This is a genomic window from Brevundimonas sp. FG8 (assembly GCF_057808845.1).
Genome location: NZ_JBMDIU010000008.1, coordinates 112,321 through 125,210 on the forward strand (window position 1 = coordinate 112,321; position 12,890 = coordinate 125,210).

General features: G+C 67.1%; 10 protein-coding genes. All 10 read left to right on the top strand.

The window, feature by feature from the left end:
* Nucleotides 1-45: 45 nt before the first annotated feature.
* The 10 genes from ACODRV_RS13630 (at nt 46) to recF (ending at nt 12,742) form a co-directional block, all read left to right on the top strand.
* Entirely contained in the window at nt 46-924 is an 879-nt protein-coding gene (locus ACODRV_RS13630) for a TraB/GumN family protein (RefSeq protein WP_488908672.1), read from the top strand.
* A 7-nt stretch (nt 925-931) separates the two neighbouring features.
* The gene (locus tag ACODRV_RS13635; protein WP_488908673.1) at nt 932-1,408 is read left to right on the top strand and encodes a hypothetical protein; all 477 of its coding nucleotides are present in this window, start codon (nt 932-934) and stop codon (nt 1,406-1,408) included.
* Nucleotides 1,409-1,526: 118 nt separating this feature from the next.
* The gene (locus ACODRV_RS13640; protein ID WP_488908674.1) at nt 1,527-2,312 is read left to right on the top strand and encodes an enoyl-CoA hydratase-related protein; all 786 of its coding nucleotides are present in this window, start codon (nt 1,527-1,529) and stop codon (nt 2,310-2,312) included.
* A 173-nt stretch (nt 2,313-2,485) separates the two neighbouring features.
* On the top strand, nt 2,486-4,198 hold the full coding sequence (locus ACODRV_RS13645) for a type IIL restriction-modification enzyme MmeI (protein ID WP_488908675.1): 1,713 nt from the start codon (nt 2,486-2,488) through the stop codon (nt 4,196-4,198).
* Nucleotides 4,188-5,891 (top strand): DNA methyltransferase family protein, encoded by a 1,704-nt coding sequence (locus ACODRV_RS13650; RefSeq protein ID WP_488908676.1) that lies wholly within the window; start codon nt 4,188-4,190, stop codon nt 5,889-5,891. Before ACODRV_RS13645 ends, ACODRV_RS13650 begins: the two co-directional genes overlap by 11 nt.
* Before the next feature lie 90 nt (nt 5,892-5,981).
* Nucleotides 5,982-7,886: a BCCT family transporter gene (locus tag ACODRV_RS13655; RefSeq protein WP_488908677.1), complete on the top strand. Its 1,905-nt coding sequence runs from the start codon at nt 5,982-5,984 to the stop codon at nt 7,884-7,886.
* A 129-nt stretch (nt 7,887-8,015) separates the two neighbouring features.
* On the top strand, nt 8,016-8,285 hold the full coding sequence (rpsT, locus tag ACODRV_RS13660; RefSeq protein WP_141625633.1) for a 30S ribosomal protein S20: 270 nt from the start codon (nt 8,016-8,018) through the stop codon (nt 8,283-8,285).
* A gap of 472 nt (nt 8,286-8,757) precedes the next feature.
* The gene (gene dnaA / locus ACODRV_RS13665; protein ID WP_488908678.1) at nt 8,758-10,191 is read left to right on the top strand and encodes a chromosomal replication initiator protein DnaA; all 1,434 of its coding nucleotides are present in this window, start codon (nt 8,758-8,760) and stop codon (nt 10,189-10,191) included.
* Nucleotides 10,192-10,379: 188 nt separating this feature from the next.
* On the top strand, nt 10,380-11,498 hold the full coding sequence (dnaN, locus tag ACODRV_RS13670; RefSeq protein WP_488908679.1) for a DNA polymerase III subunit beta: 1,119 nt from the start codon (nt 10,380-10,382) through the stop codon (nt 11,496-11,498).
* Between the two features lie 119 nt (nt 11,499-11,617).
* Nucleotides 11,618-12,742: a DNA replication/repair protein RecF gene (recF, locus tag ACODRV_RS13675; protein ID WP_488908680.1), complete on the top strand. Its 1,125-nt coding sequence runs from the start codon at nt 11,618-11,620 to the stop codon at nt 12,740-12,742.
* Nucleotides 12,743-12,890: the final 148 nt, after the last annotated feature.

Genomic DNA, 12,890 nt, shown 5'->3' on the forward strand with positions numbered 1-12,890 from the left:
CCGCCCGGGTTTTCCGGCACGACTGACGGGTCGAAGGGAGTGTGCATGCGTCAGTGGTGGATTTCCGGCCTCGCGGCCCTCGCGCTCTGCGTGGTCTCCCCGGCCGTGGCCCGCGCCGATCCGCCGGTCTGGCGGGTCAGCGATGCGGACACCGAGATGGTCCTGTTCGGCTCCATCCACGCCCTGCCCGAGGGCGTCGACTGGCGCAGCGAGGCGCTCGACAAGGCTCTGGCCGGGGCCGATCTCGTCGTCTTTGAAATCCTGACGCCCGCCTCCGAAGACGAGGAGACGGCGGCCTTCATGCCCATGCTGCGCTATCTGGTCAGCCCGCAGCCCCTGCATGCCGTCGTCAGCGCGGAGACCTACGCCCGGGCCCTCGCCCATGCGAAGGCGCAGGGGTTCGAGCCCCCGATGTTCGACATGCTGCGCCCCTGGGCCGCCGCCATGATGCTGGACATGGGGGCGGATGAGGCCCGGGGCCGGTCGGGCGATCTGGGGGTCGACACCACCATCGAGACGGCCCTGCGCCCTGACCAGCGCACCGAGGCTCTCGACACCGACGCCCTGCTCCACGCCACCATGCAGGCGCTCGCCGAGGCCGGCGACGCCGAGGGCGAGCAGTTGCTGATCGAGACCCTGGACGCCCTCGATGAGGAAACCGAACTCGACATGGAGATCGAGAACGCCTGGGTCCGGGGCGACCTCCAGCCGATTCTTGACGACATGGCCGCGATGAAGGCCGAGGCGCCGCGCCTGTATCAGGTCATCCTCGTCGACCGGAACAACGGCTGGATGCCGGCGCTCAAGCGGATGATGGACACCGAACGCCGCGTCGTCGTCATCGCCGGCGCGGCCCATATGGTCGGCGAGGACGGCCTGCCGACCCTGCTGCGTCAGGCGGGCTACAAGGTCGAGGGGCCGTAGCAGCCCCATGAGCCTGCGCGAGAAACAACTCTGGGCCAGCCTGCTCGCGGGCCTTCTGGTCTGGGGCGCCTATGCGGCCCGGGTCGTGCCGATCCTGCTCGATCCCGCCCACCCGCACCCCGCGCGCGCGACCGGTCTGGCCTTCCTGATCGCCCTGATCGTCTTCGTCATCGTCGAGGGCGCGCTGGCCGCCGCCATGGCCTGGTTCCAGCGCCGCCACCGCCCGGCCCGGGATCAGGCCCTGACCGAAGCTGCTCTCGTCGCGGGTCAGGTCGCGCTCGTCGTCCTGATCACCCTCGTGGTCGTGACCCTGCTCGGCCTGTGGGGCTTCGCCGTCTGGATCGAGAGCCAGTACGCCGTCGGCATCGGGACGACGATGTTCAGCCGCGCGCCCATGCTGCTCGCCAATCTCCTGCTGATCGAGATCCTGCTCGCCGAGGGCGTGCGGACGATCCTGACCCTGCTGCTGGTCCGGCGGCGCTGATCAAGGGCAGGTGAAGAGTGAGTGGTGAGTCGTGACTGGCGCGGACATCGACCGTTGCCGCCGCTCCCGCTACTCACTACTCACCCCTCACTCTTCACCCGCCGACGGAGCGTCTTCCATGGACACCTACGCCAACATCCTGATCGAGCGTCACGACGACGGCTATGCGGTGGTCACCCTGAACCGGCCCGAGGCGCTGAACGCGCTGAACTCGGCCCTGTTCGCCGACATCGCCGCCTTCCTCGACAGCGTCGAGCATGACGACAGCGTGCGCTGCCTGATCCTGACCGGTTCGGGCGACAAGGCCTTCGCCGCCGGCGCCGACATCAAGGAGATGGCCGGGCAGTCCTACGCCCAGATGTACACGGGCAACTATTTCGCCCTCGGCCACGACCGCATCACCCGCTTCCGCAAGCCGGTCATCGCGGCGGTCAACGGCTTCGCCCTCGGCGGCGGCTGCGAGCTGGCCATGCTCTGCGACTTCATCATCGCCAGTGAGAAGGCGAAGTTCGGCCAGCCCGAGATCAACCTCGGCGTCGCCCCCGGCATCGGCGGCTCCCAGCGCCTGACCCGTCTGGTCGGCAAGTCCAAGGCGATGGACATGGTCCTGACCGCCCGCATGATGGACGCCGCCGAGGCCGAGCGCGCCGGCCTCGCCTCCCGCGTCGTCCCCCATGACGACCTGCTGGCCGAGACCCGCAAGATCGCCGCGAAGATCGCGAGCCAGAGCCCGCTGGCCGTCATGGCCAACAAGGAAATGGTCAACGCCGCCCTCGAAACCACCTTGACCCAAGGCGTCCAGTTCGAGCGCCGCCTGTTCCACTCCCTCTTCGCCTTCGACGACCAGAAGGAAGGCATGGCCGCCTTCGTCGAAAAGCGGAAACCCAACTTCACGGGCCAGTAAGCCCACAACCGTCTCCTCCCCGTCGCTTCGCGATGGGGAGGGGGACCGCCATTCCTCCCCCACCGGGGGAGGGGGACCGCGCGAAGCGGGGGGGAGGGGCTCAGGCCTCAGGCACAGACCCCGCTTGCAACGTCCGGGCGAAGCGTTGAGTGTGAAGGCAGGGGAGCAGACGCTTGGACATCAACGCCTTCATCGAACGCTGGAGCCAGGCGCGCGGCGGCGCCGAGCGCGCCAACTACCAGATGTTCCTGACCGAACTGTGCGAGGCGCTGGACCTGCCGCGCCCCGACCCGGCCAGTGACGACACCCGGTCCAACGACTATGTGTTCGAGCGGGGCGTGAAGCGCCGCGAGTCCGAAGGCATGGCCTCGACCCTGCGCATCGACCTCTACAAGCGCGGCTGCTTCATCCTTGAAGCCAAACAGTCCCGCGCCGCCCATCGCGACGACCAGCCTCGTCTGTTCTCCGAGGTCGAGGCCGCCTCCACCGCCGCCGGCGAGGGGCGCTGGGACACCCTGATGCGAAATGCGCGCAAACAGGCCGAGGACTATGTCTTCCGCCTCCCGCCGGACCATCCCGCCCCGCCGTTCATCATTGTCTGCGACGTGGGCTACGTGTTCCAGGTCTATGCGGACTTCTCGGGCAGCGGCCGGGCCTATTCCCCGTTCCCGGACCGCAAAGGCTTCCGCATCCGGCTGGAGGATTTGCGGGACGACAAGGTCGTCACCCGCCTGAAGGCGATCTGGACCGATCCGCAGTCTCTCGACCCCACCCGCGAGTCCGCCCGGGTTACGCGTCAGATCGCGGAACGCCTCGCCGCAGTCTCACGCCGTCTGGAGCGCAACCATCCGCCCGAGGAGGTCGCCCATTTCCTGATGCGCTGCATCTTCACGATGTTCGCCGAAGACGTGGACCTTCTGCCCAGAGGCAAGTTCACCGCCTTGCTAAAGGATAGGCTCGACAGCCCCGAAAGCTTCGCGCCCATGCTGGAGGATCTGTGGCGTCGCATGGATTCCGAGGACTACGCCGGCCGCTTCTATTCCGGCTTCGCAGAGCACCTGCGTTGGTTCAACGGCGGTCTGTTCCATAATCCGCGCGCCTTCCCCATGACGCGGGAAGAGATCGGCGAACTTCTGGCGGCGTCGAAGCACGATTGGCGCTACGTAGAGCCCGCCATCTTCGGCACCCTTGTCGAACAGGCCTTGGACCCCAAGGAGCGTCGTGCGCTCGGGGCACATTACACGCCTCGGTCCTATGTCGAGCGCCTCGTTGAGGTGACAGTCATGGAGCCGTTGCGCGAGGACTGGAACGCGGCCCTGATGAAGGCCGCTGATGCGCGTGAGCGCGGCGAGCCCAAGGAGGCTGTCGCCGCCGTCCGTGCCTTCCATCACCAGCTCTGCACCACCCGAGTTCTTGACCCGGCCTGCGGCACCGGCAACTTCCTTTACGTCTCACTGGAGCTGATGAAACGGCTGGAGGGCGAGGTGCTGGAGGCTCTGGCCGAGTTGGGCGAGACCGAGGGCATCGGGTTTGAGACTGTCGACCCGCATCAGTTCCTGGGCATCGAACTCAACGTCCGCGCCGCAGCGATCGCTGAACTTGTGCTGTGGATCGGCTATCTGCAGCAGCACTACCGCAACCGCTCGGAGCACCCGGCTGAGCCGATCCTCAAGGCCTTCGGCAACATCCAGAACAAGGATGCAGTGCTGACGTGGGACGGCTATCCGCAGACGCAACTCAGGCCGATCACCGATCACCGATCACCGATCAGATTACACTGCTTCGGCCTCCGAAATCTATCCGAATCCGCGCCGGCCAGAGTGGCCGGACGCGGAATTTATCGTCGGGAACCCGCCGTTTATTGGCAACAAGCGGATGCGCGATAGGCTTGGAGAAGCCTATGTGGAAAGCCTGCGCGCCACCTATCCAAATATTGGCGATGGCATCGATTTTGTCATGTTCTGGTGGGAGCGGGCGGCAGAGGTCATGGGCAAGAAGCGCTCGTCGTTGAGGCGATTTGGCCTCGTTACCACGAACTCAATTACGCAAACCTTCAACCGACGCATCATTGAAGCGCATCTAAAGGCCAAAGTACCGGTCAGCCTGATTTATGCGGTGCCCGACCATCCTTGGACCAAAGCGGATTCAAGTTCGGCACAGGTCCGCATTGCAATGACTGTCGCGGAGATGGGAAACCGCCAAGGCGAGCATTTGCAGGTTATCGGCGAAGCTGATTTGGGTACCGACGAGCCGCGTTTGGAGTTTTCTCGCAGGCTCGGCCGCATCTCGTCCGATCTGTCAGTCGGTTCGGACGTCGTAGGTACTGACTATCTCCGCGCGGACTTGGATCTATCCCATCAGGGCGTCACCCCTCTAGGCGAGGGCTTCCGCCTCGAACCGTCTGAGCTCGATTTCTTGGGATATGCAGTCGACGACTTACCGCCTGTGCTCAAAAAGTACCTGATCGGTCGCGACCTCGTGCAGCGTCCGCAAACTCGGTTCATCATCGACTTCTATGGTCTGACAGAACGCGAGGCACGAGAGCGCTATCCGGCTCTTTTCCAGATCATTTTGGAGCGAGTGCGACCCGAGAGGCTACTTAAGAACAGGCAAAGCTATCGCGATAAGTTCTGGATCTATGCAGAGCCGAGGTCGCGAATGCGGGAGGCTCTGTCTGGACTCGAACGTTTCATTGTGACCTGCAGAACAGCGAAGCATCGCCTGTTCAGTTTCGTTTCCAATGAGTTCATTGCCGACGCTAAAATAGTCGCCATCGCTATGGATGGGGCGGAAACGCTCGCGGTGCTTAGTTCCACACACCACATTCAATGGGCTCGGAGAACCGGCGGCTGGCTCGGTGTCGGGAATGACTCCAACTACAATCATTCCGATTGCTTCGGTAAGTTCCCCTTCCCCGACCCATCCGACGCGATCCGCGTCACCCTCCGCGCGCTGGGTGAGGAGCTCGACGCTACGCGCAAGACGGTGCAGGCCGAGCATCCGGACCTGACCCTGACCGGCCTCTACAATGTGCTGGAAAAGGTCCGCGCCGGGACGCCGCTCGACGCCAGGGACGAGGACGTCAAGGATCGCGGCCGGGTGCTGATCCTCAAGGACCTGCACGACCAGATCGACCGGGCGACCGCCGACGCCTACGGCTGGCCCCACGACCTGACCGACGAACAAATCCTCGAACGCCTCGTCGCCCTGAACGCCGAACGCGCGGCGGAGGAGGCGGCCGGCCACGTCCGCTGGCTTCGTCCCGACTACCAGATCCCCCGCTTCGCCAAGGGCGCGGCCGCGCCGAAGTCCGGCCAACTGGACCTTCAGGACAAGGTCGTCGCCATCGACAAGGGGTTGCCCGCCTTCCCGAAGGAGAAGGGCGAACAGGTCATGGCCATCCGCGCCGTGCTTCAGGCCTCGTCCGCCCCGATGGACGCCGTCGCCGTGTCGCGGGCCTTCAGGCAGGGCGGCAAGAAAATCGAACAGCGCGTGGTCCAGGCGCTGGGCGTCCTCGTCCGCTATGCCGAGATCACGGCCCTGCCGAACGGAACCTACGCCGCCCGCCGGGCGGCGTGACGGGACGCGGCCTGCTCAAGGCCCCCTCTCCCCCCATCCCCTTTTCACCCGCCGCCGGGAACCCTCCGGCCACGGTGACGCTTGAGCTCCATGCTCAAAGCCAAGATGAACCCCCGCGTCTTCTGGGGGGCGAGCCTGATTATCGGGCTGCTCCTCCTCCTCGCCCTGCTCGCGCCGGGCGCTTCCGACAGGGTGTTTCAGGCCGCCCAGGCGTGGGTGATCGACACCTTCGGCTGGTTCTACATCGCCGCCGTCGCGGGCTTCCTCGGTCTGGTCCTGATCCTCGCCGTCGGGCCGACCGGGGCGCTGAAGCTGGGGCCGGACGACGCCGAGCCGGACTTTCCCTACATCTCGTGGCTGGCGATGCTGTTCGCGGCGGGGATGGGCATCGGCCTGATGTATTTCGGCGTCGCCGAGCCGATCCAGCATTTCATCAACCCGCCGGCTGAACAGGGCGGCACCTTTTCCGCCGCCCGCGAGGCCATGGGCATCACCTTCTTTCACTACGGCGTCCATGCCTGGGCGATCTACGGTCTGGTCGGGCTCAGCCTGGCCTTCTTCGCCTACCGGAAGAACCTGCCCCTGACCCTGCGCTCGGGCCTGTCGCCGCTGCTGGGCAAGCGGGTGAACGGGCCGTTGGGCGACGCCGTCGACATCTTCGCCATCTGGGGCACGGCCTTCGGCATCGCCACCTCGCTGGGGTTCGGCGTGTCCCAGATGAACAGCGGCCTGTCCTATCTGCTGGGCATCCCCAACACCGTCTGGGTGCAGGTCGGGCTGATCGCCGTGGTCATGGCGGCGGCGACGCTGTCGGTGCTCAGCGGGGTGGGCAAGGGGGTGCGGCGCCTGTCCGAGCTGAACCTGACGCTGGCCGTCCTGCTGATGATATTCGTGCTGGCGGTCGGGCCGACCGGCTTCCTGTTCAAGGCGCTGGTCCAGAATTTCGGCTTCTACCTCGACCATTTCTTCGAGCGCAGCTTCCTGATGTACGCCTATGAGCCGCGGGCGTGGATGGCGGACTGGACGCTGTTCTACTGGGCCTGGTGGATCGCCTGGTCGCCCTTCGTCGGCATGTTCATCGCCCGCATCTCGCGCGGTCGCACGGTGCGGGAGTTCATCCTGAACGTCCTGCTGGTCCCGGCGGGCTTCACCTTCCTCTGGATGACGGTCTTCGGGAACACCGCCATCAGCCTGGACATGGGGGCGGCGGCCGGGGCCATCTCCCAGGCCGTGACGGCCGACCTCTCGACCGCCCTGTTCCACTTCCTCGAGCAGCTGCCCGGCGCCGCCATCACCTCGACCCTGGCGATCATGCTGGTGGCCGTTTTCTTCGTCACCTCGGCGGATTCCGGGGCCCTTGTCATAGACACCATCGCCTCCGGAGGGGCGGACGAGACGCCGAAATGGCAGCGGCTCTACTGGTGCCTGCTGCTGGGGCTGGTGGCGGCCTTGCTGCTGCTGGCCGGCGGTCTGGGCGCGCTGCAGGCGGCCACGCTCGTGGCGGCCCTGCCGTTCACCGTCATCATGATCCTGATCTCGGTCGGTCTGGTGCGCCAGATGAACGCGGACCTTTCCGGGCGGACGCTGGAGACCGAGGCACCGCCTCTGTCCGAGCAGCTCAAGCGGATATTCTCGCCGGCCTCCCGCAAGGAGATCGATCGCCAGTTGGCCCGCGCCGGCGTTCCGGCGCTGGAGAGCGTGCGGGACGGCCTGCGGGATGAGGGGTTGGCCGCCGAGGCCGTCGCCGACGAGGGCGGGGCGTCCCTCACCGTCGATGTGACCGAGGGCCGGGCCTTCCACTACCGGCTCTCCGCGCTGCGGCGTCCGCGTCCGGCCCTCAGCGCCCTGGATGCGCCCGAGGGACGCCGGACCATGGAGTGGCGGCTGTCCGCCCGCTCGGACGACGCCGGTCGCGCCCGGGACGTCACCGGCTTCACCCGCGACCAGCTGGTCGAGGATGTGCTGGATCACCTGCAGCGCTGGAGGCGGGGATGAGGGGACACGGAATCCGAGTCAGACTCGCCTTGATCCCCCCGACCCTTTCCGCTATAGCCGCGCGCTCTTGAGATTTCCGCACGCCGTGGATGTGAGTTCCGCGGCGTTTTCCGTTCGAAGGTTTGACTGATGGCCAACAATCCCGGCGCCAAGAAAGCGATCCGCAAGATCGCCGCCCGCACCGAAGTGAACAAGGCGCGCCGCACGCGCGTCCGCACCTTCCTGCGCAAGTTCCAGGAAGCGGTCACCGGTGGTGACGCCGGCGCCGCCAGGACCGCGTTCGTCGAAGCTCAATCGGAGCTGATGCGCGCTGTGTCGAAGGGCGTCGTTCACAAGAACACCGGCTCGCGCAAGGTCTCGCGCCTGGCCGCGCAACTGAAGAAGATGTCGGCCGCCTGATTTTCGGGCGCCGGACGGCCTTTCACAGGCCTGTCATGGTAAACACGAGCGATTTCAACGGCGAGGGCGCGCAAGCTCCCTCGCCGTTTGCGCGTGCGGCGGTAACCGTTATCACGCGAAACGGCGCTCGCTTCTGTGGCGAAATCTGGATTTCCCAAGGCGGTGACAGCACTTGCGGGAGTCAACAATTTTAACTGCAAATTGAGTCTCGAATCAGCGTTGACCCGCCCTTCGCCGGGCGTAAGTTCAAGGGGCTGACGCACTTCCATCCCCACACGGATGAAGACGGCGCGGAACCCTGTTCCGCACTGGCGTGAGCCGTCTGATCGAGAGAACGACCCCATCCGGGCGGCGGCTTCGTCGCACCGGGCAGGAGAAGTCGTCCCTGCATCGGCCGGTTCAGAAGGGCGTCGCGTGATGGATTTTTGCGGCGGGTGGCTGACCGATGATGGGGAGCGCAATGATGGCGGGGATGACGGATCCGGATCATATCTGGACCGAAGCGGCCGGACGGCTGCGCGGTGAGATCGGCGAGGGGGCGTTCAGTTCCTATATCGCGCCGTCGGCCGTGCGCGTGGACGACTCGGGTCAACTGATCCTCGTCACCCCGACCGCCTATGCCCGTGACTGGGTGCGCAAGAACGCCCTGCGTCGCATGAACGAGCTGTGGCTGGGCCTCGACGCCCAGGCCCGTCGTCTGGACGTCCGCTGCCGCGCCGAGATGGGCTCGGTCGCCCCGGCCTCGCAGGTCGCCGCCGGCCGCGCCGCCCCTTCGGCCCTGTCGGGCAATGTCGTCGCGATGCCCCACGCCTCCATGCCCCTGGCCACGGTCGCCCCGGTCGCCGACGGCGCCCGCGCCGTGCGCGCCGCCGGTCTGCAGGACCGCCTGACCTTCGACAGCTTCGTGGAAGGTCAGGGCAACGCCTTCGCCCTGGCCATCGCCCGTCAGGCCGCCGCCTGGGCTGACGGTCACTTCAACCCGATCTTCTTCTGCGGCCCCTACGGCTACGGCAAGACCCACCTGCTGAACGCCATCGCCTGGGAGGCCCAGCGCCTGCGTCCGGACGCCAGGGTGGTCTATCTGACCGCCGAACGCTTCCTGTCGACCTTCGTGCGCGCCATGCAGGACCGCTCGACCGCCGCCTTCAAGGACAGCCTGCGCTCGGCCGACATGCTGCTGATCGACGACGTCCAGTTCGTCGGCGGCAAGGCCTCGACCCAGGAAGAACTGCTCTCGACGCTGACCGCCCTGATCGAGGACGGCAAGAAGATCATCCTCTCGGCTGACAAGCCGCCGATGGCCCTGACCGAGGTCGAGCCGCGCCTGCGCAGCCATCTGGCCTCGGGCCTGACCTGCCCGGTCGAACCGGCGGATCGCTCGCTCAAGCTGGCCGTGGCCCGCAACCGCATCGAGGCCCTGGCGAAGCTGGGCGTCGTCTCGGGCGAGGTCCGTCCCGACGTGCTCGAGCATCTGGTCGATCGCACGCCCGGCTCGATGCGTGAGCTGGAAGGCGCCGTGAACACCCTGGCCGCCGTCGCCGCCGGCCGCCTGTCGGCCCTGACCGTCGATGAGGCGCAAGGCCTGCTCGGCTCGGCCCTGCGCGGCGGGCCGGAGCGCCGCATCACCGTCGACGAGATCCAGAAGACCGTCGCCGAACACTTCACCCTCAAGCAGGCCGACCTGCTGTCGGAGCGCCGCACCCGTTCGGTCGCCCGCCCGCGCCAGATCGCCATGTATCTGTGCAAGCAGCACACGACCCGCTCCTACCCGGACATCGGCCGCCGCTTCGGCGGGCGCGACCACACCACGGTCCTGCACGGCGTCCGCAAGATCGAGGAGCTGATCGCCCAGGACGAACAGATCGCCCGCGACGTCGAGGCCCTGACCCGCAAGCTGCGCGGCTGACGCCGCAGTGGCGAGTGATGAGTGACGAGAACGGGCGTTCCACAGCGGCGCCGACTGTTCCACACCTATTCACTCGCCACTCGCCACTCGTCACTCGCCACTTCCTTGCTCCGGCCCGCTAATCCGCTAGTGTCCATACCCCATAGTTTACCGGCGGCTCTCGGTGAGTCGCCGCGGGGCGAGACGACATGCAACTGACCATCGAACGTTCCGCGCTTCTGAAGGCCCTCGGGCACGTCCAGAGCGTCGTCGAGCGTCGCAACACCATTCCGATCCTCTCCAACGTCCTGCTGTCGGCGGGCCGTGACAAGCTCAGCTTCGCGGCCACCGATCTCGACATGGAGATGGTCGACGAGGCCGACGCCACCGTGAACGTCGAGGGCCAGATCACCGCCCCGGCCCACACCCTGTACGAAATCGTCCGCAAGCTGCCGGACGGCGCCGAGGTGTCCCTGTCCTATTCGGGCGACGACCCCCGCCTGCTGGTCCAGGCCGGTCGGTCCAAGTTCAACCTGCCGGTCCTGCCGGCCGGCGACTTCCCGGTCATGTCGACCGAGACCACGGGCGCCCGCTTCACTCTGACGAAGGAAGACCTGGCCCGGCTGATCGACAAGACCCGCTTCGCCGTCTCGACCGAAGAGACCCGCTACTATCTGAACGGCCTGTATCTGCACACGGTGGCCGAGGGCGGCATTCCGCTGCTGCGCGCCGTGGCCACCGACGGGCACCGTCTGGCCCTCGCCGAGACCCCGGCCCCTGAAGGCGCCGCCGGCGGCCCGGGCGTCATCGTCCCGCGCAAGACCGTCGATCAGGTCCGCCGCCTGCTGGATGACGGCGCCGGCGCTGTCGAGGTGCAGGTCAGCCCCCAGAAGATCCGCTTCGAGTTCGGCGAGGCCTCCCTGACCTCAAAGGTCATCGACGGCGCCTTCCCTGACTACATGCGCGTCATCCCCAAGGGGAACGACAAGCAGGCCGACATCGACAACGCCCTGTTCTCCAAGGCCGTCGACCGCGTCGCCACTATCTCGGCGGAAAAGAGCCGTTCGGTGAAACTGGCCTTCGAGCTGGACCGCGTCACCCTGACCGTCCGCAACATGGAGGCCGGTCAGGGCGTCGAGGAAGTCGAGATCGGCTATTCGGAAGAGCCCTTCGAGATCGGCTTCAACGCCCGCTACCTGCTCGACGTCGCCGGCCAGATCACCGGCGAAACCGCCCACTTCAAATTCGCCGACCCGGCCAGCCCGACCCTTGTCCTCGATCCGGGCGATCCGGGCGTCCAGTACGTGCTGATGCCGCTGCGGGTGTGAGGCGAAGTGATTAGTGGGTAGTGATTGGTGATTGCTGGACTGCGGGCGGAATTCACCCGGTCGCCAGCGGTGCGCGCCGTTCTTCTACTCACCAGTCACCAGCCACTTTTCACCCACGCTTGATCACCTCCCTCACCCTCACAGACTTCCGGTCCTACGGTTCGGCCACCCTGCCCATCGCGGCGGGGGCGGTGGTGCTTCATGGGCCGAACGGCGCCGGCAAGACCAACCTGCTGGAGGCGCTCAGCCTCTTCACGCCCGGCAAGGGGCTGCGAGGTGCCACGGCGCCCGAGATGGGCCGGCGCGAACCCGGCGAGGCGACCGGTCGCGCCTGGGCCGTCGCCGCCGTCCTCACCGATGGCGAGGGCGAAACGAAGCTCGGCACGGGCGTCCAGTCCCCCGGTGCCGCCCGTCGCATCGTCCGCATCGACGGCGAGACGGCCCAGCCCGGTCGCCTGCTCGACCACCTGCGCCCCGTCTGGGCCACGCCCGAGCAGGACCGGTTGTTCTCCGACGCCCGCGCCGCGCGGTTGAAATTCTTCGACCGGCTGGTCTTCGCCGCCAATCCCGATCACGCGGCGTCCGTTGCCGGCTATGAAAAGGCCCTGCGCGAGCGGCTGCGCCTGCTCACGGATGGAGCGGAGGGTCGCGCCGCCGACCCCCTGTGGCTCGACGCGCTGGAGATCCGGCTGGGTCAGGCCGGGGCCGCCGCCGCCCTGGCCCGCGCCGCCGCGCTGCGGACGCTCCAGACCGCCATCGACGCCCGCAACGACCGCCCCTTCCCCCAGGCCGACCTTGGCCTGACCGGAGAGGCCGAAGTCCTGGCCGCCGACGGCGCGGATGCCGACACTCTCGCCGCCCTCATCCGCGACGGCATGGCGCGATCCCGCGCCCGCGACGCCGCCGCCGGCCGCTCCCTGTTCGGTCCGCATCGCTCTGACCTGACCGCCCTGCATCGCGAGAAGAACCGCCCCGCCGCCGAGGGGTCGTCCGGCGAGCAGAAAGCTCTGGTCCTCAACCTGATCCTCGCCCAGATCACCCGTCTGTCCGGCCAGAGCGCGGCCCCGATCCTCCTCCTCGACGAGGCCCCGGCCCACCTCGACACGGCCCGCCGCGCGGCCCTGTTCGACGAGATCGAAGCCCTCGGCCTTCAGGCCTTCATGACCGGCACCGAAGCGGATTTGTTCGCGCCGTTGGCGGGTAGGGCCCAGTTCGTGAAGGTGGCGGACGGCGGGTTTGGCTAGGTTGCCGCCCTCTCCCTCGGGGAGAGGGAAGGGGCCGCGCCGTCAGGCGTAGGAGGGAGTGGGGTTACACAGTCGGCCGCGCATCTCTCGACCTCACCTCTCCATTCGCCCTCAAGCGAATGGAGAGGACAGACCGGCGCGGCAGCGG